The sequence below is a fragment of the Pseudomonas sp. HD6515 genome, assembly GCF_024971855.1.
Lineage (GTDB): Bacteria > Pseudomonadota > Gammaproteobacteria > Pseudomonadales > Pseudomonadaceae > Aquipseudomonas > Aquipseudomonas alloputida.
The window spans coordinates 5,589,877-5,615,137 of sequence record NZ_CP079827.1; the positions used below are offsets into that span (position 1 = coordinate 5,589,877).

The following is a 25,261-nucleotide window of genomic DNA, read 5'->3' on the forward strand; positions in this document are numbered from 1 at the left end:
TAAAAAATCAAATCGCATGTAACTATAAGTAATATTCAAAAGCATCAAAGTCAAAAGCATCTGGGTATTGCGAACTTTGTTCGCTAATTAAAACCATGGCGTCGATGTTTAGTAACATTCCTGAAAGTCAATTTTATAACTGTTCTTTGGTTCGGGGATATGTCCCCGAGCCTCAAAAGAATTTGGTGCTTCAAAAGTCATCAAGGCTAGTAATTTTTCTAAAAATTAAAATTCATAAAATAGCCCTTTTTAGAGCTTGAAATTTCTTTCGTGTATAACAATACCGATAATAAAAACGTAGCGTATTTTGTCCGATTCCGTTAGTTCATTGAAAATTAAGTTCGACGTTATTTTCTTTTTTTATGAACTTTTTTTGAGTTTTAAGTTTTGAGGGCAGTCAATAAATGGCTTAAAATCAACTAAATATCGTGTCAATAGCAAATTGAAAATATATTTAAGGTTGGATAGTAATTGTCAAAATTTAAAAATTAGCGTTCGACCTTAATCGGTGCTTTTATATAAAATTTTATATGTGCTCAATTTTCATGCTTGAACAAGTTCAACCACAAAAATCGACCTTGAGTAAAATGGCGGCGAATGCAGACGATTCCTACAGGTAAAATATGGACGACTTGATCAAGTCTGCCTATCCTTGGCAGGACGCCCTCTCGGGACCCGACAGCCTGGCGCAGATGCAACTGAACAACCCCGATGCAAGCGGCAATATCCGCCCGCAAGAGCGCCTGTGCGCCGGCCAGACCCTGCTATGCCGGGCCCTGGGCCTGAAAGTGCCGCATTGGGACGCCCAGCGTTTCGACGCCGAACGCCTGTACGTCGAGGACTGCGGCAACGCCGTGCCCCGAGTGATCCAGGCCGCTCGCCTGGGCATCCCGCACGGGCGCGACGAGCACCTGCCGTACCGCTTCGTCGATGCCGGGTACGCCCGTTTCTGCACACGGAACCCGTTACGTCGCGGCCAAGTCGAAGGCCGTGATTTCTTCATTCTCGAACAAGGAAGCTGAACATGGGCCAATGGCTCGACAGCCTGACCGGCTGGCTCAGCGCCAACCCACAGTGGCTTGGCCTGGCGATTTTCCTGGTGGCCTGCATCGAATGCCTGGCCATCGCCGGCATTATCGTGCCGGGCACCGTACTGCTGTTCGCCGTGGCGGTACTGGCCGGCAGCGGCACGTTCAGCCTGGGCGAAACGCTGCTCCTCGGCTTTCTCGGCGGCCTGCTGGGCGACGCCTTGTCTTACACAGTGGGCAAGTACTTCCACCAGAACATCCGCCGCCTGCCGCTGCTACGCCACCATCCGGAATGGATCGGCAGCGCCGAAAGCTACTTCCAGCGTTATGGCATCGCCAGCCTGCTGGTAGGCCGCTTCATCGGCCCGCTGCGGCCGATGCTGCCAATGGTCGCCGGCATGTTCGACATGCCCCTGCCGCGCTTCATCGCCGTCAGCCTGCTGGCGGGTGCCGGCTGGTCGGTCGCCTACCTGCTACCCGGCTGGGCCACCGGCGCCGCCATGCGCCTGCCCCTGCCGGAAGGCTTCTGGCTGGACGCCGGGATCATCGCCGGCGCCCTCGCGGTGCTGATCGGCCTGAGCCTGAATACCAGCCTGCGAGACCAACGCCACGGCACCCGGCTGGTTGCCGCGCTCAGCTTCATCACCCTGGCCGGTGTATTCCTCGGCTGGCCCTACCTCCATGAGTTCGACCAAGGCGTGATGACACTGGTCCAGGAGCATCGCAGCCAGGCCATCGACAGCACCGTGGTGCTGGTGACACGGCTAGGCGATTTCCGCACCCAGTTGTTCCTCGGCGGCCTGCTGACCGGCCTGCTGCTGCTTGCCCGTCAGTGGCGACACGCATTTTTCGCCGCTGGCGCGTTGATGGGTACGGCGATCGCCAACGGCACACTGAAATGGCTATTTGCCCGGGCCAGGCCGGAAGTACTGACCGACCCACTGACCAGCTACAGCATGCCCAGCGGGCACAGCTCGGCATCGTTCGCGTTCTTCCTGGTCATGGCCGTACTGGCGGGGCGTGGGCAGCCACCACGCATGCGCCTGACCTGGGTGATGCTGGGGTGCATTCCGGCGCTGGCGATTGCCCTGTCGCGGGTGTACCTGGGGGCGCACTGGCCAACCGATATCCTGGCTGGGGCCCTGCTGGCCTGTTGCGTATGCGCACTCAGCCTGACATTGGTGCAACGCCAGCAGACCCTGCCAGCCCTGCCGCTGCGGGTGTGGTGGCTGGTGTTGCCGGCATGTGTGGCGCTGCTGACGTTCTTCGCCATGCATGCGCTGCCGCAAGCGTTGGTCAGGTATCAATATTGATGTTGCCTGTGCCGGCCTAGCCGACACAGGCAATGCAGATCCATCAGGCGAACAACTCACCCTGAATCCGCTCCAGCAGCTTCTGGATTTCCCCCAGCCGCTGCTGCGGCGAATCGAGGGTCAGCAGGTCCAGCTTGTCTTCTTCCATGAACGGCAACAAGTACGCCAGCTGATTGGCCAGCGCCTGACGCCCGTCCACCGGGCGCGGCATGCCCAGCGCTTCGACCATGGGGTGCTCACCCAGGGCCACCAACAGCGCCAGCAGGTCGTCATCGGCCTCCAGCAACGGGCTGTCGGCCTGCTCGGGCAGCCATTGCACCTGGCCCACCAGCAACTGGTCCTTCTGCACCTCGGAGCTTTCCAGATTGAAGCGCCGCACGCCCTCGACGCGAATACCCAGCAAGCCATTATCCTGCTGCACGAAGTCGCGGATCACCGCTTCACAGCCGATCGAGGCGACCACCGGCGGCGCCTTGCCAACTTGTTCGCCCTCAAGGATGCACACCACACCAAACCCTTCGCCCTGCTTCATGCAGCGCCCGATCATGTCCAGGTAGCGTGCCTCGAAAATCTGCAAATCGAGGAAGCAGCCAGGAAACAGCACGGTATTGAGCGGAAACAGCGGTAGCGTCATCACAATTCCTCAAGCCACCAGGCTGACTGCCAGCGGCAGGAACACCGCTGTAGCCACCCCCATCAGGCTCATCGCCAGCGCGGCAAAGGCGCCGCATTCGTCACTTTCCTGCAGGGCCACCGAAGTGCCCACTGCGTGTGCGGTCACGCCCAGCGACATGCCGCGCGCCTCAGGGCTGTGCACGCCGAAGCGGCTCAGCAACGCCGGGCCGAAGATCGCCCCGATCACCCCGGTAATCAACACGAACACTGCCGCCAGGGCCGCCACGCCGCCAATCTGCTCAGCCACCAGCATGGCGATCGGCGAGGTGACGGACTTCGGCGCCATGGTCATCAGGATCATGTGCTCGGCACCGAACCACCAACCCAGCACCAGGCAGCAGAGCGTGGCAAACAGGCCTCCGACTACCAGCGTAGTAAATGTCGGCCAGAACAGCTGGCGGATACGCCGCAGGTTGAGGTAGAGCGGCACAGCCAGGGCCACCGTAGCGGGCCCCAGCAGGATGTTCATGATTTCGGTGCTTTTGCGGTATTCGCTGTAATCGATACCGCACAGCAGCAACACACCGATCACCAGCAGCATCGACACCAGTACAGGTTGCAGGAAGATCCAGCGGGTTTTCTCGTAGGCTGCCAGCACGACCTGATAGGCCCCCAGCGTGATGCCAATACCGAACAATGGGTGGTGAATGACCGCATCGAGTGCGCCCTGCCAGTCGAGCATCATGGCTGCTCCTCACGCTTGCCCTGGCGCTGGATGAGCTTTTGCATCAGCACACCGACGAACACAAGGGTCATCAGACAGGAGATCAGCAAGGCCCCGACAATCGCCCAGAAGTCGGCGGCAATGTCCTTGGCATATACCATCACCCCGACTGCCGGCGGTACCAGCAGCAGCGGGAGATAGCGCAGCAAGCTGCTGGCGGCCTCGTTCAGCGGCTTGCCGACCTCACCGCGAGCCATGAGAAAGAGCAGCAGCAACAACAGGCCGATGATCGGCCCGGGCAAAAACGGCACAAACAGGTGATTGATCGCCGTCCCCAGCAGCTGGAACATTACCAGCCAGGTCAAACCACGCAACAGCATAAGCATCTCCCTCGGGCATGGCCGCCATTATAAGCACGCTCAGCTATAGACCGATATTCGCCGAAAAGCGGGCAACTTGACTGAAACGGTTCGCCGTGCTGATCTTGTACTTTCGTACCAATTGACAACTCGGAGAGTCCGCGATGCCCCATGTACCGGTTACAGAGCTTTCGCAGTACGTTGGCAAGGAGCTGGGCCACTCGGAGTGGGTGAAGATCGACCAGCAGCGCATCAACCTGTTCGCCGAGGCGACCGGCGACTTCCAGTTCATCCATGTCGACCCTGAGAAGGCAGCAAAAACCCCGTTTGGCGGCACGATCGCCCATGGTTTCCTGACCTTGTCGCTGATCCCCAAGCTGATCGAGGACATCCTCGTTCTGCCGCAAGGGCTGAAGATGGTGGTGAACTACGGGCTGGACAGCGTGCGCTTCATTCAGCCGGTCAAGGTCGACAGCCGGGTTCGGCTGAAGGTAAAGCTGGGCGAGGTGACCGAGAAAAAACCGGGGCAGTGGCTACTCAAGGCGATTGCCACGCTGGAGATCGAGGGTGAAGAGAAGCCTGCTTATATAGCCGAGTCGCTGTCGCTCTGTTTTGTCTGATACATGCCCGGGGGGCTGCAGTGCAGCCCCCGATCCACAAATCCCCCGCACTCGCGTAAACTGCCAGCCTTCGCGCAGCCTAGGGCTGCCCCTGTCGATTTATCAAAGGTGCCCGCCATGCCCTGGCTGCAAGTACGCCTGGCCATCAGCCCGGAACAAGCCGAAACCTATGAAGATGCGCTGCTTGAAGTAGGCGCCGTCTCGGTCACGTTCATGGATGCCGAAGATCAACCGATCTTCGAACCAGACCTCAACACCACCCCGCTGTGGTCGCACACTCACCTGCTGGCGCTGTTCGAGGCCGATGCCGACCCTGAACAGGTGTTCGCCCACTTGCGCCTGCTGACCGGCGCCGAGCTGCCCGAGCACCAGGCCGAGGTGATCGAGGATCAGGACTGGGAGCGCAGCTGGATGGACAACTTCCAGCCGATGCGCTTCGGCGGCCGCCTGTGGATCGTGCCCAGCTGGCACGATGCCCCGGAAAAGGACGCCGTGAACCTGCTGCTCGACCCGGGCCTGGCCTTTGGCACCGGCACCCACCCCACCACGGCCCTGTGCCTGGAATGGCTCGACGGCCAGCAGCTTGAAGGCACCCAGGTGCTGGACTTTGGCTGCGGTTCGGGCATCCTGGCCATCGCTGCGCTGCTGCTGGGCGCCCGCGAAGCGGTAGGTACCGACATCGACGTGCAGGCCATCGAGGCTTCGCGCGACAACGCCCAACGCAACGGCATTGCCGACGAGAAACTGGCGCTGTACCTGCCCGAACACATGCCGGCGATGCAGGCCGACGTGCTGGTTGCCAACATCCTCGCCGGCCCGTTGGTGTCGCTGGCGCCACAGTTGTCCGGCCTGGTTCGCCCAGGTGGCCTGCTAGCGCTGTCGGGCATCCTCGCCGAGCAAGGTGAAGACGTGGCCGCAGCTTATGCCGCCGACTTTGAACTGGACCCGATCGTCGTGCGCGACGGCTGGGTGCGCATCAGTGGTCGGCGTCGCTAAGCGGGCCTAGAATACTTTTCTGCACAGCTCCCGGATCGCCGCATGACCGACAGTTTCGTCACCCAGTGCCCGCATTGCCAGACCAGCTTTCGCGTCACCCACCACCAGTTGGGCGTGGCGCGTGGCGTGGTGCGCTGCGGTCACTGCCTGCAGGTATTCAATGCCGCCAAGCAGCTGCTGGAGCAAAACCGCGCCGCTACCACCAGCGCCCCCGTGGTGCCGGCACCGGTACCTGCAGTGCCTGCCGAGCCGCTGGCCGAGCTGGCGCCAGAGCCTGCCATCAGTGTACGCGGCACCCCTCCTGACCAGGACTGGGCGCTGACTGCCCAGGCGCTTGACGAGCTCGACCTCGACAAGGAACTGGAGCGCCTGGAGCGTCGCGGCCAACCGGCCCCGACCCACCCGGCCAGCCAGGATGACAAGCTGCAGGCACGGCGCGATGAACTTCACCCGGACGAGCACGCAGAAGACCTTTTCGGTACGGCTACCGATGAGCCCTACGCGCCGCAGGAACCGGCAGAGCCTACCCCGGTGCTACTGGAACCGGAACCTTTGGAGCTGGACCTGGAGCCTGCCCCCGGCGAGCGTACCGAGCCTACCCTGGGCAGCAACCTTGACCTGGACATCGATGGCGAGCCGCCTGTGCACCGTGCGGCCGAACGCGATGACCAGCCCGCATTCAGCGAACCGCTGCGTATCAGCGATGACGAAACCCCGGAAACGGGCCTGAGCGCCCGCGACGACGAGCCACTGGCGCTGCGCCTGTCGGCGCATGACGACGAGCCCGTCGAGCCGCTGCCCGGAGAGCGCTTGGAACCAGGCTTTGCTGGCAAGCCCGAGCGCCCCTCGCGCAAGGAGCCGCTGGTCGATGTGGTCGATGACCCGCTGCAGCTAGGCTGGGAAAAACCCGCACCCAACTGGGGCAAGCGCCTGCTGTGGGGCTTTCTGACCCTGCTGGCTGCCGGCCTGCTGGCGTTCCAGTACGTGTGGTTCCACTTCGACGAAATGGCCCGCCAGGACCAGTATCGGCCGATTTTCCAGCAAATCTGCCCGATGCTCGGCTGCCAGGTCCCTACCCGCGTCGATATTGCACGCATCAAAAGCAGCAATCTGGTGGTGCGCAGCCACCCGGACTTCAAGGGCGCACTCATTGTCGACGCGATCATCTACAACCGCGCACCGTTCGCCCAGCCATTCCCATTGCTGGAGCTGCGCTTCGCCGATCTCAATGGCCAACTGATCGCCAGCCGTCGCTTCAAGCCCAGCGAGTACCTGTCGGGGGAACTGGCAGGGCGTGGCGAAATGCCCAGCCAGACGCCAATCCACATTGCCCTGGACATCCTCGACCCTGGGCCGAAGGCCGTGAATTACAGCCTGAGCTTCCGTTCGCCGGAGTAGGCGACAAGCGGCCAGCAGCAAGCGACAAGACAAGAAGCCCCAACCGCGACCGCTTTTTGTCCTGTCGCTTGCTGCTTGAAGCACAAAGGCATAAGCCGACAACTGTTCAGATTTTATCCAAATCCATCTTTATCCAGTCATCGAGAGCGGGTATCATGCCAACCCTTTTTCGAACTCCAAGATTCGGCCCCACAACAGGGATCACCTATGTCGGCGGTACGCATCGGCCAATACACACTACGTAACAACCTGATCCTCGCGCCCATGGCCGGGGTCACGGACCAGCCTTTCCGTACACTTTGCCAGCGCCTGGGCGCCGGCATGGTGGTGTCGGAAATGGTAAGCAGCGACATGAGCCTGTGGAACAGCCGCAAGTCGAGCCTGCGCCGCATCCATGAAGGTGATCCCGAGCCACGCTCGGTGCAGATCGCCGGCGGTGATGCGCAGATGATGGCAGCGGCGGCAAAGGCCAATGTCGAAGCGGGTGCCCAGATCATCGACATCAACATGGGCTGTCCGGCAAAAAAAGTCTGCAACAAAGCCGCAGGCTCTGCTTTATTGAGAGATGAAGCCTTGGTCAGCGAGATCCTCCACGCCGTGGTCAGCGCTGTGGACGTACCGGTGACCCTGAAAATCCGCACCGGCTGGGACCGGGCGAACAAGAACGGCCTGAACGTGGCGAAGATCGCCGAACAGGCTGGCATCCAGGCGCTGGCGGTGCATGGCCGCACACGTGCCGACCTGTACACCGGCGAAGCCGAATACGACACCATCGCGGCCATCAAGCAGGCGGTGTCAATCCCGGTTTTTGCCAACGGCGATATCACCTCGCCAGAAAAGGCCCGGGCGGTGCTGGAAACCACCGGGGTCGATGGCCTGTTGATTGGCCGGGCTGCCCAAGGGCGGCCATGGATCTTTCGCGAGATCGAGCATTACCTGCGCACTGGCGAACATCTGCCAGCGCCGCAACTGGACGAAGTGGAACGCATCCTGCTGGAGCATCTGGCCGCGCTGCATGCCTTCTATGGCGATGTGATGGGCGTACGTATCGCCCGCAAGCACGTTGGCTGGTACCTGGCAACACGACCCGGCGGCAAGGAGTTTCGCGCCCGGTTCAACGCTTTGGAAGACACACAAGCGCAGTGCGCCAACGTTCGCGCGTTTTTCAGCGAACGTCGACAGAGCCTTGAGACAGAGGACGGACAAGGGGTGGCCGCATGACGATGATGACCGAGAATTTTGTGAGTGGAACAACGCCCGTGAGCGACAACGCCAACCTGAAACAGCACCTCAACACGCCGAGCGAAGAGGGCCAGACCCTTCGCGACAGCGTCGAGAAGGCGCTGCACAACTACTTCGCCCACCTGGAAGGCGCGACCGTGACGGACGTGTACAACCTGGTGCTCTCCGAAGTCGAGGCGCCCCTGCTCGAAAGCGTGATGAACTACGTGAAGGGCAACCAGACCAAGGCCAGCGAGATGCTCGGGCTGAACCGAGGCACCCTGCGCAAGAAGCTCAAGCAGTACGACTTGTTGTAAGCCAGAATCCCATCCAGAAAAGGCGACTCCCTGAACAGAGGCGCCTTTTTTGCTGACTCCACCGCGTTATTGGAACCCGAAATGACCGACCAGACTACCCGCCTGCCAGTCCGCCGCGCCCTGATCAGCGTCTCCGACAAGACCGGTATCCTCGAATTCGCCCGTGAGCTGCAGCAGCTCGGTGTCGAGATCCTGTCCACCGGCGGCACCTACAAGCTGCTCAAGGACAACGGCGTAAACGCGGTGGAAGTGGCCGACTACACCGGCTTCGCCGAAATGATGGATGGCCGGGTCAAAACCCTGCACCCGAAGATCCACGGCGGTATCCTCGGCCGTCGTGGCACCGACGACGCCATCATGAACGAGCACGGCATCAAGCCGATCGACCTGGTTGCGGTCAACCTGTACCCGTTCGAAGCCACCATTTCCAAGCCTGGCTGTGACCTGCCGACCGCCATCGAGAACATCGACATCGGCGGCCCGACCATGGTCCGTTCGGCAGCCAAGAACCACAAGGACGTGGCCATCGTGGTCAACGCCAGCGACTACGCCGGCATCGTCGAAGGCCTCAAGGCCGGTGGCCTGACCTATGCCCAGCGCTTCGATCTGATGCTCAAGGCGTTCGAGCACACTGCCGCCTACGACGGCATGATCGCCAACTACATGGGCACCATCGACCAGGCCAAGGACACCCTGAGCACCGAGGCGCGCAGCGAATTCCCGCGCACCTTCAACAGCCAGTTCGTCAAGGCACAGGAAATGCGTTATGGCGAGAACCCGCACCAGAGCGCGGCGTTCTATGTCGAAGCCAAGAAAGGCGAAGCCAGCATTTCCACCGCTGTCCAGCTGCAAGGCAAGGAACTGTCATTCAACAACGTGGCCGACACTGACGCCGCGCTGGAATGCGTAAAGAGCTTCGTCAAGCCGGCCTGCGTCATCGTCAAGCACGCCAACCCGTGCGGCGTGGCGGTAGTACCGGAAGACGAAGGCGGCATCCGCAAAGCCTACGACCTGGCTTACGCGACCGACACCGAATCGGCGTTCGGCGGCATCATCGCATTCAACCGTGAACTGGACGGCGAAACCGCCAAGGCCATTGTCGACCGCCAGTTCGTCGAAGTGATCATCGCCCCGAAAATCTCCCAGGCCGCCCGCGACGTGGTGGCTGCCAAACAGAACGTACGTCTGCTGGAGTGCGGCGAGTGGCCAGCCGAGCGCGCTGCCGGTTGGGACTTCAAGCGCGTCAACGGTGGCCTGCTGGTGCAAAGCCGCGATATCGGCATGATCACCGCCGATGACCTGAAGATCGTCACCAAGCGTGCCCCGACCGAGCAAGAGATCCACGACCTGGTATTCGCCTGGAAAGTGGCCAAGTTCGTCAAGTCCAACGCCATTGTCTACGCCAAGCAGCGCCAGACCATCGGCGTCGGCGCCGGCCAGATGAGCCGCGTCAACTCCGCCCGCATCGCTGCAATCAAGGCCGAGCACGCTGGCCTGCAGGTGCAGGGCGCGGTCATGGCGTCGGATGCATTCTTCCCGTTCCGTGACGGCATCGACAATGCAGCTAAAGTGGGTATCAGCGCCGTGATCCAGCCGGGTGGTTCGATGCGTGATGCTGAAGTCATCGCTGCTGCCGACGAGGCCGGCATCGCGATGGTCTTCACTGGCATGCGCCACTTCCGCCACTAATTACGCGGATCCCGAGGCGAGTCGAGATCCTGTGGGAGCGGGCTTGCCCGCGAATACGATGGTGGATTCACCGCCGCATTCGCGGGCAAGCCCGCTCCCACAGTGTTCGGCGCAAGCCACGGGATCACTTGAATCGAGGTTTTGACATGAAAGTTTTGATCATCGGCAGCGGCGGCCGTGAGCACGCCCTGGCCTGGAAAGTCGCCCAGGACCCACGCGTCGAGAAAGTCTTCGTTGCCCCGGGCAACGCCGGTACCGCCATTGAAGCCAAGTGCGAGAACGTCGCCATCGACGTGTGTGCCCTGGAGCAACTGGCCGACTTCGCCGAGAAAAACGTCGACCTGACCATCGTCGGCCCGGAAGCACCGCTGGTTATCGGCGTGGTCGACCTGTTCCGCAGCCGCGGCCTGGACTGCTTCGGCCCAACCAAGGGCGCGGCCCAGCTGGAAGGCTCCAAGGCCTTCACCAAGGATTTCCTGGCACGTCACAAGATCCCGACCGCCGACTACCAGAATTTCACCGAGATCGAGCCAGCGCTGGCCTATCTGCAGGAAAAAGGCGCGCCAATCGTGATCAAGGCCGATGGCCTGGCGGCAGGCAAGGGCGTGATCGTCGCCATGACGCTGGAAGAAGCCGAAGCCGCCGTGCGTGACATGCTGGCTGGCAACGCCTTCGGTGAAGCAGGTTCGCGTGTCGTGATCGAAGAGTTTCTCGACGGCGAAGAAGCCAGCTTCATCGTCATGGTCGACGGCCACAATGTGCTGCCCATGGCCACCAGCCAGGACCACAAGCGCGTCGGCGACCAGGATACCGGCCCGAACACCGGCGGCATGGGCGCCTACTCCCCTGCCCCGGTGGTTACCGCCGACGTGCACCAGCGCGTGATGGACCAGGTGATCTGGCCAACCGTGCGCGGCATGGCCGAGGAAGGCAACGTCTACACCGGCTTCCTCTACGCCGGCCTGATGATCGACAAGGCGGGCAACCCCAAGGTCATCGAGTTCAACTGCCGCTTCGGCGACCCGGAAACCCAGCCGGTCATGCTGCGCCTGGAGTCGAGCCTGGTACTGCTGGTGGAAGCTGCGTTCGCCAAGGCACTGGACAAGGTCGAAGCACAGTGGGACCCGCGCCCGAGCCTGGGCGTGGTCCTGGCAGCGGGCGGTTACCCGGGCGACTACGCCAAGGGCGACGTGATCAACGGCCTGGACGCTGCCGCCAAGATCGAAGGCAAGGTATTCCATGCCGGTACTGCGCTCAAGGATGGCAAGGTAACCACCAACGGCGGGCGCGTGCTGTGTGCCACCGCCATGGGCAGCACCGTTGCCGACGCGCAGCAGCAGGCTTATCGCCTGGCCAAGGAAGTCAGCTGGAACGGCAGCTTCTACCGTTCCGACATCGGCTATCGGGCCATCGCCCGCGAGCGCGGTGAGCACCAGCAGTAAGTACTACCGGTATGCCGTAGCGGTTTCAGCCTGCGGCATCCGGCTCGTCGACAGGGCCCGGAATGGGCCTTGCCTTCGACTTCGCGCGCCGCGCATAGTGAGTACCCGGCACATCGGCCAAGAAGGGATTTCGTAGTGCGTCGGCTTCGGATTGCCTCAGCTCTGATCGTCAGCTTGCTGACCCTGCTCTGCATGTTTCCGGTTGCGGCCGAACATGACGGAGGCTGGACCGTTCTGCTCGACGAACAGGCCAACCTGCAACTGAGCGATGTGCGCTCCGAGCGCTATCGCAACCAGTTCAGCCCACTGCCTCTCGCCGACCTTGATGCTGCCCCGGCTGGACAGGCCTTGTGGCTGCACTATCGTCTGGCACCAGGTGACCAGGAGCAGCTGCTGCGGGTATTTGCCCCGGACCTTTCTGGCCTGGACCTCTACGCCCTCGAAGGCGAACAACTTCTACGTCAGCTGCACCACGGGCGCCAGGCCGGCAATGCCAGCCCGACCCTGCGTGGCAGCGACCATGTATTGCCCCTGCCCAACAGCAGGCAACCGCTGGACATCTACTTGCGCCTGGCCTCAGAGCACCAGCTGCGTCCGGCCATCAGCCTTGAACCTGCGGCCGAGGCAGCCTCGGATCAACGCCAGCCGCTGTGGTTCGGCATGCTGTTCGGCGGCCTGATCATGCTGATCATGCACAACCTGATCCGCTTCCTCTACACCCGCTCCAGCACCACCCTGATCCTGGCGCTGTACCACGGCCTGATGCTGCTCAGCGGCCTGATCCTGCTGAACCTCAGCGGCCCTTGGTGGCATGTGTGGCACAGTGCGCAAACGCCTGCCGCCTATCTGACGCTGGTCCTGGCCGGCCTGTCCGGGTTGTACTTCACCCAACATTTCTTTTCGCCGTGCAATTCGCCACGGCTTAACCGCCTGCTGCAGGGTGAGATGCTGATTGTCGGGCTCAGTGGCCTGGTGCTGCTGTTCGTCGATACCCTGCCACTGAACCTGATGACCTACGCCCTGATGGCGCTGGGCAGCGTGAGCATGCTGCTGGTCAGCAGCTACCACTGGTACAAGGGCTATGCACCCGGACGCCTGTTCAGCCTGGCCATGGTGGTGTTCAACCTCGGAGGCCTGGTCCTGCTGCCAGCCCTGCTGGGCCTGACACGCACCTCGACACCCTGGCTGCTGTGCATCCTGCTGGGCCTGACCGTGGTCAGTGGCCTGCTGCTCAACCTGGCAGTCAGTGAACGGCTGCGGCGCATAAGCGAGGAGCGTTTCAGCGCCAGCCGTGCACTGGCCGCCAGCGATGCAGAAATCAACGCCAAAGCCGAGTTCCTGGCCAAGATCAGCCACGAAATCCGCACCCCGATGAACGGCGTGCTCGGCATGACTGAACTGCTGCTGGGCACACCGCTGTCGGTGAAGCAACGTGACTATGTGCAGACCATCCACAGCGCGGGCAACGAGCTGCTGACGCTGATCAACGAAATTCTGGACATTTCCAAGCTGGAATCCCGGCAAATCGAGCTGGATGATGTGCAGTTCGACCTTAACGCGCTGATCGAGGATTGCCTGAACATCTTCCGCGCCAAGGCCGAGCAACAGAACATCGAGCTGATCAGCTTCACCCAGCCACAAGTACCGCGGGTTATCAGCGGAGACCCGACGCGCCTGCGCCAGGCCTTGTCGAGCCTGCTGGAAAACGCCCTGAAAAACACCGACCAGGGCGAGATCCTGCTGGTGGTGGCGCTGGATCAACGCGGCGAGGTGCCACGCCTGCGTATCGCCGTGCAGGACAGCGGCGAGCCGTTGCCCGCTGCCGACCGTGAAGCCTTGCTGCAGGCCGAGTTGCACAGCCACCACTTCCTTTCCAGCAACAAGCTGGGCGGCCACCTGGGGCTGGTCATCGCCAAACAGTTGATCGGTCTGATGCAGGGCGAGTTCGGCATCAAGAGCAACACCGGCATGGGCAACACCCTGTGGCTGACCTTGCCGCTGGACCCTTCACGCCTGGAACAGCCACCGGCGGACCTCGACAGCCCGCTGCGCGATGCTCGCGTGCTGGTAGTGGACGACAACGACACGTGCCGCAAGGTGCTTGTACAGCAGTGCAGCGCCTGGGGCATGAACGTCAGCGCGGTGCCGTCGGGCAAGGAGGCTCTGGCCCTTTTGCGCACCAAGGCGCACCTGCGCGACTACTTCGACGCGGTGCTGCTGGACCAGAACATGCCCGGCATGACCGGCATGCAGCTGGCCGCCAAGATCAAGGAAGACCCGAGCCTGAACCACGACATTCTGGTGGTGATGCTCACCGGCATCAGCAATGCGCCGAGCAAAGTCATCGCGCGCAACGCCGGGGTCAAGCGAATACTGGCCAAGCCGGTGGCCGGTTATACGTTGAAGACCACCCTGGCCGAGGAGCTGGCCCAGCGCGGCCGCGAACAGGCGATGCCTGCCAGCCTGCCTGGCATCCCGCAGGCGCTGGACCTGCCAGGTGACTTCCGCGTGCTGGTCGCCGAAGACAACAGCATCTCGACCAAGGTGATCCGCAGCATGCTCGGCAAGCTCAACCTCAAGCCCGATACCGCCTGCAATGGCGAAGAGGCCTTGCAGGCGATGAAAGCGCAGCATTATGACCTGGTGTTGATGGACTGCGAGATGCCGATACTGGACGGTTTCTCGGCCACCCAGCAGTTGCGGGCCTGGGAAGCTGACAACCAGCGCCAGCGCACGCCGGTGGTGGCACTGACAGCGCACATACTGGCCGAACACAAGGAGCGCGCGCGGCTGGCAGGCATGGACGGACACATGGCCAAGCCGGTGGAGTTGTCGCAGTTGCGCGAGCTGATTCAATACTGGGCCAATCACCGGGAAGCCAAGGTGGACCCGGCACATACGTCCTGACCGATATCCAATGCTCTTGCAGGAGCGGCCTCGCAACACAAGGCCGCGCCGGCATAAACCCAAGGAACACTGCTCATGCTCCATGAGTTGTTCAGCGTCTACCTGAAAATGCTCGTGCTCTACAGCCCGTTCTTCGTGCTGTCGTGTTTCATCAGCCTGACCCGCGGCCACTCCAGCAAGGAGCGCAAGCAACTGGCCTGGAAGGTCGCGTTCGCAGCCTTGGTCGCCAGCGTGATGCTGTACCTGTTCGGGCGGGCGATCTTCGGAATTTTCGGCATCACCGCCGATGCCTTTCGCATCGGTGCCGGCAGCGTGCTGTTCATTTCAGCCCTGGGCATGGCCCAGGGCAAGCCGGCGGTACAGGCCGACAACGTGCAGCAGGATGTGACCATCGTACCGCTGACCATTCCGCTGACCGTTGGCCCCGGTACCATCGGTGCCCTGTTGGTGATGGGGGTAAGCCAGCCGCACTGGGATGAAAAACTGCTGGCCATCGTCAGCATTGCCTTGGCCAGCTTTACCGTAGGCCTGGTGCTGTATCTATCGCACCGTATCGAGCGCCTGCTCGGTGACCAGGGCTTGCAAATCGTCAGCCGCCTGATGGGGCTATTCGTCTGTGCCCTGGCAGCACAGATCATCTTTACCGGGATTCGCGGTTACCTGCTGCCCTGAGCTTTCCAAGCCGGGCGCCTACAATTGCAGCTCAAGGATCGCCTTGCCATTTTGCTTGTCGACACTGGCCTGGGCCCGCTTGCGGTAGTCTTCGCGGAACCCCTGCAAGTTGAAGTGGATCACTTCGACACGCATGTCCAGGATTTTTACTTCACTGCTCAACTGCATGAACAGGAAGTCCTTGGAGGTCTTTTTCACCGACATTTCCATGTGGACCAATACCATGTCGATGAAGCCGCTCGACTGCTGAGAGCAAGGCAGCAACTGAAAACGTCCAACAGCTTTCGAGACTGCCCGGGATTCAAACGCGGTCAAGGTCTGGCTGTGATTACGCAGTGCCTGAAGCGACGACTGGGCAGATTGATAATGACCGGCAGAGCCTTTCTGACGAACCTGGGCAAGCGCCTGCTCGGCAAGGCTGGACCTGTCCGGCCCCGGTCGAGTCGCAGTAGGCGCGAGCTTGCCATCAAAGCCCAGAAACGCGAGGTTACGCCAGTAGTTCCTGAACCAGTCCGGCTCCAGGCCTTCGTTATAGTCCCCCCAGGCAACTTGCTGGGCAAACGCATTGGCCAACAGGATATCGTCACGGGCTTCGCGGCTAACACCTGGCAAGAATGACAGCAGGCTGCTGTGGACGAGTTTGCCACTGGCGGCATTTAGATTGAATTCACTCATTGTCGACTCCTGATGATGTCGCAAGTTTTACCTGGCTGCGGTACTGCAATTGCTTGACCTTGATAGCGTCATGCAAGCCTGCACTTATCGAACTGATCACCTTTTCATGGGTGAAATAACTGGCATCGAACTGCTGAGTGGCATGGGCACTTGCAAGATTCAGCGGCTGCCACAGCCAATCCATCGCCAGATGCTCTGCTGTGCTAAAGCCCAACTCGGTACTGATGACGCCTGAATCGGCCAGTATCAGGCGCAATTCCATACGTACATGGCTCATGCCTTTATCGTCCGGGGGCCGAACACATTCGGCCCATAACAACTGTTCTATGGCACCGTCGGGTTGGGCGGAATAGGCGTCGAGGCATGTGGCTACCGACCCCTGCAGGGCGCTGGGCACACCTGCCAAGAGACTGCTCCGCAGTATCTTCCACGGCGCACAGGCCACTGCGGGTGCAGCAGGCACAGCGTTGGAATGCAAGGTCGCGACAGTGCAGCCGAAGTTACCCTGAATTCGCAGATATTCCTTGTGCCACCCAGCGTCCTGAAGGGCGTACCCCTTGTTAGCGGTCAGGTAGGCTGCCAATTGAACATCCAACAGCGCTTCTACTCGTGAAGCACTGACGGAGTTGTCGATCAATACCAGGCTATTGCCGTTCAACCACAACGTGTAATTGGCGTGCATCAGTATGCCCTCCAGGCCCGTCGACGCCGTGTCGACAGGCCAACTTCATCGTCAGAGTTCCAGTGCCAGCAGGACCTGCAGGGCATTGTCGTCAAGTTTGGTTTCTACAATGGCGCGAACTTTGTCGTATTGGCGCTTATCGAAATTCAACACCGCACCACAAGCAAAGTTGGAAGTACCGTTGCTTTCCCACTTGACCAGCAGATAGTTGGCAGCCTTGTCAGGCTTGGCGTCGGTCTGGATCGCACTGACCAGCATCGCCACTTGGCCGCCGTCCGTTTGCTCGCACTTGGCAAGGCTCAGCCCGGTTCGGTCATCTTCGACCGACTTGCGGTCGAGCAACTCGACGTTTTTGGTGCTGGCGGCCAAGGCTGAAACAACCGTTTTGCCGAGATTGTCCAGGGCGGTTGCCACATCGCCAGTGAAAACGCCATATGCCGCCTGCAGGCCCTTGCCCAGCAAGTTGCTGATCTCAAGGCGCATATTGCGTTCAGTGACCTGCTGTACATCGACATTGGTCGGCGCCCAGCCCATCTTCGACATCAGGTAGATGTAGTGTTTGAACCAGAGTTGCGTTTCACGGATAGGGTCATGCTGCTTGTTGGCACCTTGCGTGGCCAGGGCATGACAAGCCTTTGCAGCATCGCGGTTTTGCTCACCCATCAGGTCGGGGAACACGAACAGATTCTTGTCCGGCAGAACCTGAAGCTGCAGCTTCTCTTTATCGGTCGTCATGGGAAAGGTCTCCAGGAAGGGTACGGTTGGAGCCAAATAGCTCCAGCCGCAAACCTACCTGTGACCTTTACCTCAATCTGCCACGAAGCAGTTCCTCATCTGCCCGCGCTGCCGCCGCTTACGGCTTTGCGCCATACCAGCGCGGGGTATAGACCCAAACCCCACCCGCTGCGCGGTCGAAAGTGCAGGTAGTGGAAGACCCAACCAACACCATGGTGCGCATGTCGACCATTTCTGGCAGCAGTTCGGCCAGGGTGACTACCTTCAGTGTCTGCCCCGGCCTACCGATGTCACGGCCAAGGACTACAGGCGTGTTCCCGTCACGGTGGCGGCGCACAACCTCCAGGGCGACACCGAGCTGGTGCGGCCTGGCCTTGGAGATCGGGTTGTAGAAGGCCAGCACCAGGTCGGCCTGGGCAGCCAGGTCCAGGCGCTTTTCAATGATCGACCAGGGCTTGAGGTTGTCCGACAGCGACATCACGCAGAAGTCATGCCCCAGCGGTGCACCTGCCTGGGCGGCGGTTGCCAGCGAGGCTGAAACCCCCGGCAAGATCTGCAGGTCGACGCAATGCCAGGCAGGGTCACTGGATTCGTGCAATGCTTCGAGCACCGCAGCGGCCATGGCGAAAACGCCCGGGTCACCTGACGACACCACCACCACCGAACGGCCTTGGGCCGCCAGTTCGAAGGCATGTCGGGCGCGCTGCATCTCTTCGCGGTTGTCGGTGCAGTGCAGCACCTGGTCGTCGCGGAACGGGCCAGCCATGCGCACGTAGGTTTCGTAACCGAGCACATCTTCGGCCTGCGCCAGTTCGGCCTTGACCGCCGGCACCATCAGTTCCGCCGCACCTGGGCCAAGGCCGATGACCGCCAGGCGACCGCGACGGCGGCCGACCTGCACTACGTCGACCGGGGCAGGCGCCACCGCGACCACGACTTCTTCAAGCGCTATCAACTCGGCATCGGGCACTGCCGCAGCGACCATGCTGGCCACATCGCCAGGGCCGGTGGCAAAGCGCAAGGGGACCCCCAGGGCCTGCGCAGCTTCGTGCAGGGCGCTGTCGGCCATGGTTGCCTCGTCGGCCAGCACGCAGGCTACCGAGGGCTCGGCGATGCCGGCCTGCTGCAGTGCTGCGCGAATACTGCGCAGATTGCCACCTGCAACGCCCACGACCACCTGGCGCGGGTGGATCAGCAGCTCGTCGCGGTTGGCCGGACGCGCCTGATGCCCCACATGGATGGTGCGCTGTGCCGTCTCGCTGGCGGGCAACTGCGCCAGCTGCAGCCACGGTGCGTTACCTTCGATACGCACGGACTCACCTGCCAGCAGGTCGGATACAAAGCGCTTGCCTTGCTCGATATCGGCCAATGCATAGCCCTGCGGCGGGTTCAGCAGGCAAGTACCGAAGCGCAGCTCGCCACTGGTGGTGATGGCCGCGGAAACGCCCAGCGCATCAGCGATTTCCCGCGCCATCACGTTCACCCCACCGAGGCCTCCGAGCAACGGCACTACCGCGCTACCATCCTCGGCCACGGCCAGTACCGGCGGCTCGCTGCCCTTCTCGCAGAGCAGAGCGGCCAGGCTACGGATAACGATACCCGCGGCGCACAACGCAATGATCGGCGTATCTTGCTGGTACAACCCGCGCAGGGTATCGCCGAACGACACGTACGACTGGTCTGCACCCTCGACACGCCCCTCGAGGCCATGGATCGTGGCCTGCGGATAACAGGCCTGGATACGCTGCGCCGTCGCCAGGCTGCCCGGGCCGAGAATGACGATGGCCGGTGCCCTGTGCATGTTCAGCCCTGCCATTTTTCCCCCGGCACGATGATCAGCGAGAAGTACGGCGACGACTGCGGGTCGACCTGGTCCAGCGGCACGATCTTCTGGTTGGCCATGGTCGCCCGTTCCACATACAGCGCACGCCCATCCAGGCCCAGGTCGGCCAGCACTTCGCGCACCTTGGGGAAGTTGCGCCCAAGTTTCATGATCACCGCTGCATCGGCGTCGGCCAGACGGCGCTTGAGCTCTTCAGCGGGCAACACCCCGGACAACACCGACAGGCTCTGGTTGCGGTACACCAGCGGCGCCCCCAGCACCGAAGCGCCACCGAGCATGGAGCAGACACCGGGAATCACTTCTGCCTCGTAGCGCTGCGCCAGGCGGTCATGCAAGTACATGTAGGAGCCATAGAAGAACGGGTCGCCTTCGCAAATCACCGCCACGTCGCGGCCGGCATCCAGGTGCTCGGCCACCTGTACGCTGGCTGCGTCGTAGAAGTCGCTGATCACTTGCTCATAGGACAGCGGCGCCGGCAGCACTTCGGTGGTGACCGGGTAGACCAGCGGCAGCAGGGTCTGCTCGGGCTGCAGGTGCGCCTCGATAATGCCGAAGGCATTGCCACGCTTGCCCTTGGCCACGAAGTAGCCGACCACCGGCGCCTCACGCAACAGGCGCAGGGCTTTGAGGGTAATCAGTTCAGGATCGCCAGGGCCCACGCCCAGGCCAAGCAGTCGTCCGCGCGGGGCCATCATTCCACCTCCGTGGCCAGGGCGTTGACCGCCGCGGCGGCCATCGCGCTGCCGCCCAGGCGGCCTTGCATGATCACGAACGGCACGCCACGGCTGTCGGCGGCGAGCATGGCCTTGGACTCGGCAGCGCCGACGAAACCGACCGGGAACCCGAGGATCAGCGCCGGCTTGGGCGCACCGGCATCGAGCATCTCCAACAGGTAGAACAACGCGGTAGGGGCATTGCCGATGACCACCACGCTGCCCTCCAGGTAAGGGCGCCACAGCTCCAGGGCTACGGCGGAGCGTGTGTTGCCGGCGTCTTTGGCCAGGCCCGGCACGCTGGGGTCACGCAGGGTGCAGATGACTTTGTTGTCAGCTGGCAAGCGCGCCCGGGTGATCCCTTCGGCCACCATGTGCGCATCGCAGAGGATCGGCGCGCCGTTGAGCAGCGCCTCGCGCCCGGCCCGGCCGGCACCGTCTGAGAACTGCAGGCCATCGATGGCGTCGACCATGCCACACGCGTGGATCACACGCACGGCGAGCTTTTCAAGGTCTGCGGGGATCCGCTCGAGTCGGGCTTCCTCACGGATGATCCGGAAGGAGTTGCGATAGATCTCCTGACCATCGCGGATGTAGTCAATCATCAAGGTGCTCCGTCGGCAGGTCGAGCATGGCGCCTGCTTCATTCAAGGTAAGGTCGGTGGCGCGCAGGGCACCGAAACCCGGCTGGCGCGCATCACGCAGGTACAAGTCGTAACGGCCCGGCGAACGGGCCAGCAAGGTGGCCGGGGCAACATGGGCCACAGCACAGGAACGGGGGCAGCCGGACAGGTGCACGCTGGCCGGCACGCCAGGGCCCAGCAGCGCGGCCAGGACAACGGCGTCAGCCTTGGTCTCGGCAAGGGCCTTGGCGCAGCCGCTGGCACCGGTGCAGGCGCTGATACGCGCCAGGGGTTCGCGGTCGTGGCACAGCAACCCCAGCGCAGACAGTTCGGCCAGGGCCTGATCGATGTGCTGCGCTTGCAGGTTGGTCAGCACCAGGCTTTGCCAGGGGCTAAGGCGCATGCTGGCATCGCCCTTTTCACGGGCAATACGTGCGGCGCCACGCAGCATCGTGGGGGTCAGGCGGCCTTGCGGCGGGGCAACGCCAAGGGCAACACCCTGCGCCTGGGGCAACCTGCCCAACCACGAGGCGCGGTGCTGTTCACGCCGCCACGTGAGCACGGCGGCATCGCGGCGGATGTCCAGGCCGAGCCCAGCGACAAAATCAGCTGGCGGGTACACCTCGAGCAGCTGGCGCATGCGCGTCTGCGTCGGGGATGCCAGATCGAGGAAGCGCTCCAGCACGGCGCGCACCAGCATCAGGCCCTGCGCCAGCGGCACCGCACCGAGCGCCTGGCCCTCTGCCGGGCAACCTGCCAGGCCAAACGCCAGCCAGGTCTGCTGATCCAGGTGCAGGGGCGACAGCCACAGGTCATGGGGGTGTTCGAGCATCGCCAGGCGCTCGCCGGCATCCAGCTGCACAGCGAACTTGGCCGACAGCTGGTGAAAGCGCGGGGTGCCTTCCAACAGGTCGAGGATCTGCCCGGCCAGCGGCCGGGCGTCCAGCAGCATGAGCGGGTCATGCCCGGCCAGCGGGCTGAGCATCACGTTGCGCACATCGTCACCCGCGGCATCGCGTGGTCCCAGGCCGGCTTCGAGCAGTGCCTCGACCAAAGCGCGATGCTCGCTGCCAATGCCGCGAATCTGCAGGTTGCCACGGTTGGTGGCCTCGATCACGCCGCCAGCAAAACGCTCCGCCGCCGCCGCCACGGCTTCAGCCTGCTCGGCCAGCAGCAGGCCACCCGGCAGCTTGATGCGGCAGATACCGCCATCACGGGCACTGACAATGCGCCACAACCCCGGGCAGGCCGAGGGGCGGGGCGATACGTGGGGGGCATGGGCCTGCGTCAAAGGGGCATCCGGCAGTCTGTGAAAATGCGCTTGAGTGTAGAAGGCGCGGTATTATGCCTGCTTTGTCCGGCGGCATGAAAAGCCGGTGGTCGAGCATCCTCGGCGATTAAGTAGAATTTCAGGACCGCGTCGCCTTCTTCGCGGGCTCGCCCGCTTCCACAGCATCACTGCAGGCTGCACAGGCTGCCCTGTATCTGTAGGAGCGGGCTTGCCCGCGAAGGGGCGCGAAGCGGCCCCAAAAATGGCGGATCGAAATACATGACACCCTGGCTGACAGTAGTAGGCATCGGCGAAGACGGCTTCAGCGGCCTGGGCAAACAGGCCCGGCGCGCCCTGCTGGGCGCTGGGCGGGTCTTCGGCAGCCCACGCCAGCTGGCCTTGCTGCCACGTTGCGTGACCGCGGAACAGCTGGCCTGGCCCAGCCCGTTCTCGTTGGCCCCGGTGTTGAACCTGCGCGGCGAGCCGGTGTGCGTGCTGGCCAGCGGTGACCCTATGTTCTACGGCGTCGGTGCCAGCCTGGCGCGCCAGGTGCCTGCTGCAGAAATGCGCGTGCTGTCGATGCCCTCTTCCTGCGCCCTGGCCGCTGCCCGCCTGGGCTGGCCGCTGCAGGACCTGCAGGTGGTGTCGCTGGTGGCCCGCCCCCTGGCAGCGCTCAATGCCCACTTGCACAGCGGCATGCGCCTGCTGGTGCTGAGCAACGATGGCGACAGCCCGGCGGCAATTGCCGCGCAGCTGCGCGGGCAAGGCTTCGGCCCAAGCCGCCTGCAGGTGTTCGAGCACTTGGGGGGCGTGGACGAACGTGCACTGGCCGGCACCGCCCAGGACTGGCCGCACACCGGTATCGCGGCGCTCAACCTGGTCGCCATCGAATGCCTGGCTACGCCCGATACGCCCCGCCTGCACCGGCTGGCCGGGCTGCCAGACGCCGCATACCGGCACGATGGCCAGTTGACCAAGCGCGATGTCCGCGCCATCACCCTGGCGCGCCTGGCACCGCAACCCGGCGAACTTTTGTGGGATGTCGGTGCGGGCTGCGGCTCGATCGGCATCGAATGGATGCGCGCCCACCCGGCATGCCGCGCCCTGGCCATCGAGGCCGACGAAGGCCGCCAGGGTTTGATCGAGCATAACCGCGATGCATTGGGTGTACCCGGCCTGCAACTGGTTCGCGGCAAGGCGCCAGCGGCGCTGCAAGGCCTGGAACAACCGGATGCAATCTTCATCGGAGGCGGCGTTACCCGCGCAGGTGTACTGGACCTGTGCTGGGCAAGCCTGCGTCCCGGCGGCCGCCTGGTGGCCAACGCCGTCACCCTGCAAAGCGAACTGGCCCTGGCGCACTTTCGCGAACAGCACGGTGGTGAGCTGACCCGTATCCATGTCGCTCATGCCCAGCCCTTGGGTGCGTTCGACACCTGGCGCCAGGCGCTGCCGATCACCCTTCTGGAAGTACTGAAACCCGCCGATGCGTGAAGAAACCCGCGAACAGCCCGCGCCTCTGCGCAGCGGCCTTACCACCGGCAGCTGCGCCACCGCCACCAGCCTGGCAGCGGCCAAGCTGCTGCTCACCGGGCAGCGTGATGATGCGGTGGACATCACCTTGCCCAAAGGCAAGGTCGTGCAGATGCGCCTGGAATTCTGCCGCCTGATCGGCGAGTGCGCCGAAGCCGGCACCCTCAAGGATGCGGGTGACGACCCGGACGTGACCCACGGTGCCCTGCTCTATAGCCAGGTGCGCCTGCTGGCGGAACCTGGCATTGGTTTTGTCGCTGGCAGCGGCGTGGGCACGGTGACACGCCCGGGGCTGGTGCTGGCGGTGGGTGAACCGGCCATCAACCCGGTGCCTCGGCGCATGATCAGTGAACACCTGCAACGCCTGGCCGACGCGTGCGGCTACCTTGGCGGCTTCGAGGTCACGGTCAATGTGCAAGGTGGTGAGCAACTGGCCCTGAAAACCATGAACCCGCGTCTGGGCATCCTCGGCGGGCTGTCGATCCTCGGCACCAGCGGCATCGTCCGGCCGTTCTCTTGCGCGGCCTACATTGCCTCGATCCACCAAGGCATCGACGTGGCCCACACCAACGGCTACACGCACATAGCCGCGTGCACCGGCAACGCCAGCGAAGACACCATGCGCCGCGTCTACGGCCTGCCGGAAATCGCCCTGATCGAAATGGGCGATTTCGTCGGCGCGGTGCTCAAGCACCTGCGCAAGGTACCGGTGCCGCGCCTGACCCTGTGCGGCGGCTTCGGCAAGATCAGCAAACTGGCCGCCGGGCACATGGACCTGCACAGTCGTCACTCCAGCATCGACTTGCCGCAACTGGCAGGTTGGGCCGCAGACATTGGCGCTGACGAGGCGTTGCAGGCTGCCATCAGCGGCGCCAACACCAGCCAGCAAGCGCTCGCCCTGGCTCATGCGGCCGGCATTGCCCTGGGTGACGCGGTGTGTGCCCACGCCCTGGCCTTCGCCCGTAGCGTCGTGCCGGCGCAGGTGCACGTGGAGGTGTTCGCCATCGACCGCCAAGGCGGCATCGTCGGCCAGGCGGGTGTGCAATGACTGCGCGCATCCTGTTGCTGGGGGGGGTCACTGAAGCCCTGGCGATGGCCCGCCAACTCGGGCCTCGACATGTCTACAGCCTGGCCGGTATCGGCCGCGTGCCGCAGGGCTTGCAATGCCAGGTGCGGGTCGGGGGCTATGGCGGTGTCGAGGGCCTGACCCGCTACCTGCGCGAGGCGGGTATCACCCTGCTGATCGACGCCACCCATCCCTATGCCGCGCAAATCAGCCGCAATGCCGCCAGCGCCGCACGCAACGTCGGCATCCCGTGCTGGGCCTTGCGTCGTCCCGCCTGGCAGGCGCAAGCAGGGGACGACTGGCGAGAAGTCGAGGATTGGGCAGGGTTGATCGAAGCACTGAAGCCGTTCCGCAGGCCACTGTTCACGCTAGGACGCGAGCCGCTGCAGCACCTGGACGAGATTCCGCCAGAGCAGTTCTGGACCTTGCGTGCGCTGGAGGCGTGCCCTGGCAACGAGCGCTGTGAAGTGATTGGCGCACGTGGGCCGTTCCATATCGAAGATGAACGGGCGTTGTTCCAGCGCCGCCACATCGATGTGCTGATCAGCAAGAACAGCGGCAGTGTGGCGACCGAGCCGAAGCTGGAGGTAGCACGGGAGCTTGGCGTGCCGGTGCTTGTCCTGAAACGTCCGACACTGCCGGAGGTGGACCGGACATTCGACTCACTGGCGGACCTGGCAACAGCGCTCGCCCTCTAGGCGCTGCCCTTTCGCGACACACAGGCACTCCTACAAAGATTTCAGACTTTTCTTGCAACTAACCCAGTGGCCCGTTGCCGCTCTGCTGCCTTAAACTCGACGCCCCTCCCCCGGAAGGTTTCACC

23 protein-coding genes and 1 pseudogene are annotated in these 25,261 nt (G+C 62.8%); 14 read left to right on the top strand and 10 right to left on the bottom strand.

Translation table 11 applies throughout. The features are described from left to right. Positions 1-632 precede the first annotated feature (632 nt). Together KW568_RS25780 and KW568_RS25785 are read left to right on the top strand one after the other, a co-directional pair. A pseudogene (locus tag KW568_RS25780) lies at positions 633-1,022 on the top strand (DNA-3-methyladenine glycosylase); the annotation flags it as partial. Between the two features lie 2 nt (positions 1,023-1,024). Further along, entirely contained in the window at positions 1,025-2,341 is a 1,317-nt protein-coding gene (locus KW568_RS25785; RefSeq protein ID WP_004576853.1) for a bifunctional DedA family/phosphatase PAP2 family protein, read from the top strand. A gap of 43 nt (positions 2,342-2,384) precedes the next feature. On the opposite strand, the gene KW568_RS25790 is transcribed toward KW568_RS25785, so the two are convergent. Genes KW568_RS25790 through KW568_RS25800 form a run of 3 tightly spaced genes read right to left on the bottom strand, consistent with a single transcriptional unit; the run spans position 2,385 to position 4,060 of the window. Then, positions 2,385-2,975, bottom strand: a complete 591-nt coding sequence (locus tag KW568_RS25790) for an LON peptidase substrate-binding domain-containing protein (RefSeq protein ID WP_003249708.1) — start codon at positions 2,973-2,975, stop codon at positions 2,385-2,387. Between the two features lie 9 nt (positions 2,976-2,984). Beyond that, a complete protein-coding gene (locus KW568_RS25795) occupies positions 2,985-3,701 on the bottom strand; it encodes an LrgB family protein (RefSeq protein ID WP_004576852.1) in 717 nt (238 codons plus the stop codon). After that, a complete protein-coding gene (locus KW568_RS25800; protein WP_004576851.1) occupies positions 3,698-4,060 on the bottom strand; it encodes a CidA/LrgA family protein in 363 nt (120 codons plus the stop codon). Before KW568_RS25800 ends, KW568_RS25795 begins: the two co-directional genes overlap by 4 nt. 143 nt (positions 4,061-4,203) lie before the next feature. Between KW568_RS25800 and KW568_RS25805 the strand changes: the two genes are divergently transcribed. The 9 genes from KW568_RS25805 (at position 4,204) to KW568_RS25845 (ending at position 15,301) form a co-directional block, all read left to right on the top strand. Beyond that, entirely contained in the window at positions 4,204-4,659 is a 456-nt protein-coding gene (locus KW568_RS25805; protein ID WP_003249703.1) for a MaoC family dehydratase, read from the top strand. Between the two features lie 117 nt (positions 4,660-4,776). Continuing rightward, a complete protein-coding gene (gene prmA, locus KW568_RS25810) occupies positions 4,777-5,655 on the top strand; it encodes a 50S ribosomal protein L11 methyltransferase (protein WP_004577055.1) in 879 nt (292 codons plus the stop codon). Positions 5,656-5,697: 42 nt separating this feature from the next. Continuing rightward, positions 5,698-7,053 carry a DUF3426 domain-containing protein gene (locus KW568_RS25815; protein ID WP_004577054.1) on the top strand — a complete coding sequence of 452 codons (1,356 nt, stop codon included), beginning with the start codon at positions 5,698-5,700 and terminating at the stop codon, positions 7,051-7,053. 207 nt (positions 7,054-7,260) lie between these two features. Continuing rightward, positions 7,261-8,274, top strand: coding sequence for a tRNA dihydrouridine synthase DusB (gene dusB, locus KW568_RS25820; RefSeq protein ID WP_003249695.1), 1,014 nt, complete (start codon positions 7,261-7,263; stop codon positions 8,272-8,274). Beyond that, positions 8,271-8,591: a DNA-binding transcriptional regulator Fis gene (fis, locus tag KW568_RS25825; RefSeq protein ID WP_003249693.1), complete on the top strand. Its 321-nt coding sequence runs from the start codon at positions 8,271-8,273 to the stop codon at positions 8,589-8,591. The genes dusB and fis overlap by 4 nt, the downstream gene beginning before the upstream one ends. An 81-nt stretch (positions 8,592-8,672) precedes the next feature. Next, a complete protein-coding gene (gene purH, locus KW568_RS25830; protein ID WP_003249687.1) occupies positions 8,673-10,280 on the top strand; it encodes a bifunctional phosphoribosylaminoimidazolecarboxamide formyltransferase/IMP cyclohydrolase in 1,608 nt (535 codons plus the stop codon). 146 nt (positions 10,281-10,426) lie between these two features. After that, positions 10,427-11,722: a phosphoribosylamine--glycine ligase gene (purD, locus tag KW568_RS25835; protein ID WP_003249685.1), complete on the top strand. Its 1,296-nt coding sequence runs from the start codon at positions 10,427-10,429 to the stop codon at positions 11,720-11,722. A gap of 135 nt (positions 11,723-11,857) precedes the next feature. Beyond that, positions 11,858-14,629: a hybrid sensor histidine kinase/response regulator gene (locus tag KW568_RS25840; RefSeq protein WP_259537183.1), complete on the top strand. Its 2,772-nt coding sequence runs from the start codon at positions 11,858-11,860 to the stop codon at positions 14,627-14,629. Positions 14,630-14,704: 75 nt separating this feature from the next. Further along, complete coding sequence (locus KW568_RS25845; RefSeq protein ID WP_003249681.1) at positions 14,705-15,301, top strand: MarC family protein; 597 nt, start codon at positions 14,705-14,707, stop codon at positions 15,299-15,301. An 18-nt stretch (positions 15,302-15,319) separates the two neighbouring features. Here KW568_RS25845 and KW568_RS25850 read toward each other — a convergent pair whose 3' ends face one another. From KW568_RS25850 to cobG, 7 genes are all read right to left on the bottom strand, one after another. Next, a complete protein-coding gene (locus KW568_RS25850; RefSeq protein WP_004577052.1) occupies positions 15,320-15,976 on the bottom strand; it encodes a hypothetical protein in 657 nt (218 codons plus the stop codon). Continuing rightward, the gene (locus KW568_RS25855) at positions 15,969-16,658 is read right to left on the bottom strand and encodes a hypothetical protein (protein ID WP_004577051.1); all 690 of its coding nucleotides are present in this window, start codon (positions 16,656-16,658) and stop codon (positions 15,969-15,971) included. Before KW568_RS25855 ends, KW568_RS25850 begins: the two co-directional genes overlap by 8 nt. Before the next feature lie 51 nt (positions 16,659-16,709). Next, complete coding sequence (locus KW568_RS25860; RefSeq protein ID WP_003249674.1) at positions 16,710-17,393, bottom strand: hypothetical protein; 684 nt, start codon at positions 17,391-17,393, stop codon at positions 16,710-16,712. Between the two features lie 118 nt (positions 17,394-17,511). Next, the gene (gene cobJ, locus KW568_RS25865; protein WP_259537186.1) at positions 17,512-19,209 is read right to left on the bottom strand and encodes a precorrin-3B C(17)-methyltransferase; all 1,698 of its coding nucleotides are present in this window, start codon (positions 19,207-19,209) and stop codon (positions 17,512-17,514) included. Next, positions 19,197-19,931: a precorrin-2 C(20)-methyltransferase gene (locus KW568_RS25870; protein ID WP_176393456.1), complete on the bottom strand. Its 735-nt coding sequence runs from the start codon at positions 19,929-19,931 to the stop codon at positions 19,197-19,199. The genes cobJ and KW568_RS25870 overlap by 13 nt, the downstream gene beginning before the upstream one ends. Next, positions 19,928-20,554, bottom strand: coding sequence for a precorrin-8X methylmutase (locus KW568_RS25875; RefSeq protein WP_003249670.1), 627 nt, complete (start codon positions 20,552-20,554; stop codon positions 19,928-19,930). Before KW568_RS25875 ends, KW568_RS25870 begins: the two co-directional genes overlap by 4 nt. Further along, positions 20,547-21,878, bottom strand: coding sequence for a precorrin-3B synthase (gene cobG, locus KW568_RS25880; RefSeq protein ID WP_033726902.1), 1,332 nt, complete (start codon positions 21,876-21,878; stop codon positions 20,547-20,549). The genes KW568_RS25875 and cobG overlap by 8 nt, the downstream gene beginning before the upstream one ends. 243 nt (positions 21,879-22,121) lie before the next feature. Here cobG and KW568_RS25885 point away from each other — a divergent pair, with 243 nt between their 5' ends. Genes KW568_RS25885 through KW568_RS25895 form a run of 3 tightly spaced genes read left to right on the top strand, consistent with a single transcriptional unit; the run spans position 22,122 to position 25,136 of the window. Further along, the gene (locus tag KW568_RS25885; protein ID WP_004577048.1) at positions 22,122-23,333 is read left to right on the top strand and encodes a bifunctional cobalt-precorrin-7 (C(5))-methyltransferase/cobalt-precorrin-6B (C(15))-methyltransferase; all 1,212 of its coding nucleotides are present in this window, start codon (positions 22,122-22,124) and stop codon (positions 23,331-23,333) included. Further along, entirely contained in the window at positions 23,326-24,420 is a 1,095-nt protein-coding gene (locus KW568_RS25890) for a cobalt-precorrin-5B (C(1))-methyltransferase (RefSeq protein ID WP_004577047.1), read from the top strand. Before KW568_RS25885 ends, KW568_RS25890 begins: the two co-directional genes overlap by 8 nt. Further along, the gene (locus KW568_RS25895) at positions 24,417-25,136 is read left to right on the top strand and encodes a cobalt-precorrin-6A reductase (protein ID WP_004577046.1); all 720 of its coding nucleotides are present in this window, start codon (positions 24,417-24,419) and stop codon (positions 25,134-25,136) included. The genes KW568_RS25890 and KW568_RS25895 overlap by 4 nt, the downstream gene beginning before the upstream one ends. Positions 25,137-25,261 lie beyond the last annotated feature (125 nt).

What these genes read in the sequence shown, in the direction of transcription:
- KW568_RS25785 (WP_004576853.1), top strand. Translation starts at nt 1,025, where the DNA reads ATGGGCCAATGGCTCGACAGCCTGACCGGCTGGCTCAGCGCCAACCCA.
- KW568_RS25790 (WP_003249708.1), bottom strand. Translation starts at nt 2,975, where the DNA reads ATGACGCTACCGCTGTTTCCGCTCAATACCGTGCTGTTTCCTGGCTGC.
- KW568_RS25795 (WP_004576852.1), bottom strand. Translation starts at nt 3,701, where the DNA reads ATGATGCTCGACTGGCAGGGCGCACTCGATGCGGTCATTCACCACCCA.
- KW568_RS25800 (WP_004576851.1), bottom strand. Translation starts at nt 4,060, where the DNA reads ATGCTGTTGCGTGGTTTGACCTGGCTGGTAATGTTCCAGCTGCTGGGG.
- KW568_RS25805 (WP_003249703.1), top strand. Translation starts at nt 4,204, where the DNA reads ATGCCCCATGTACCGGTTACAGAGCTTTCGCAGTACGTTGGCAAGGAG.
- prmA (WP_004577055.1), top strand. Translation starts at nt 4,777, where the DNA reads ATGCCCTGGCTGCAAGTACGCCTGGCCATCAGCCCGGAACAAGCCGAA.
- KW568_RS25815 (WP_004577054.1), top strand. Translation starts at nt 5,698, where the DNA reads ATGACCGACAGTTTCGTCACCCAGTGCCCGCATTGCCAGACCAGCTTT.
- dusB (WP_003249695.1), top strand. Translation starts at nt 7,261, where the DNA reads ATGTCGGCGGTACGCATCGGCCAATACACACTACGTAACAACCTGATC.
- fis (WP_003249693.1), top strand. Translation starts at nt 8,271, where the DNA reads ATGACGATGATGACCGAGAATTTTGTGAGTGGAACAACGCCCGTGAGC.
- purH (WP_003249687.1), top strand. Translation starts at nt 8,673, where the DNA reads ATGACCGACCAGACTACCCGCCTGCCAGTCCGCCGCGCCCTGATCAGC.
- purD (WP_003249685.1), top strand. Translation starts at nt 10,427, where the DNA reads ATGAAAGTTTTGATCATCGGCAGCGGCGGCCGTGAGCACGCCCTGGCC.
- KW568_RS25845 (WP_003249681.1), top strand. Translation starts at nt 14,705, where the DNA reads ATGCTCCATGAGTTGTTCAGCGTCTACCTGAAAATGCTCGTGCTCTAC.
- KW568_RS25850 (WP_004577052.1), bottom strand. Translation starts at nt 15,976, where the DNA reads ATGAGTGAATTCAATCTAAATGCCGCCAGTGGCAAACTCGTCCACAGC.
- KW568_RS25855 (WP_004577051.1), bottom strand. Translation starts at nt 16,658, where the DNA reads ATGCACGCCAATTACACGTTGTGGTTGAACGGCAATAGCCTGGTATTG.
- KW568_RS25860 (WP_003249674.1), bottom strand. Translation starts at nt 17,393, where the DNA reads ATGACGACCGATAAAGAGAAGCTGCAGCTTCAGGTTCTGCCGGACAAG.
- cobJ (WP_259537186.1), bottom strand. Translation starts at nt 19,209, where the DNA reads ATGGCAGGGCTGAACATGCACAGGGCACCGGCCATCGTCATTCTCGGC.
- KW568_RS25870 (WP_176393456.1), bottom strand. Translation starts at nt 19,931, where the DNA reads ATGATGGCCCCGCGCGGACGACTGCTTGGCCTGGGCGTGGGCCCTGGC.
- KW568_RS25875 (WP_003249670.1), bottom strand. Translation starts at nt 20,554, where the DNA reads ATGATTGACTACATCCGCGATGGTCAGGAGATCTATCGCAACTCCTTC.
- KW568_RS25885 (WP_004577048.1), top strand. Translation starts at nt 22,122, where the DNA reads ATGACACCCTGGCTGACAGTAGTAGGCATCGGCGAAGACGGCTTCAGC.
- KW568_RS25890 (WP_004577047.1), top strand. Translation starts at nt 23,326, where the DNA reads ATGCGTGAAGAAACCCGCGAACAGCCCGCGCCTCTGCGCAGCGGCCTT.
- KW568_RS25895 (WP_004577046.1), top strand. Translation starts at nt 24,417, where the DNA reads ATGACTGCGCGCATCCTGTTGCTGGGGGGGGTCACTGAAGCCCTGGCG.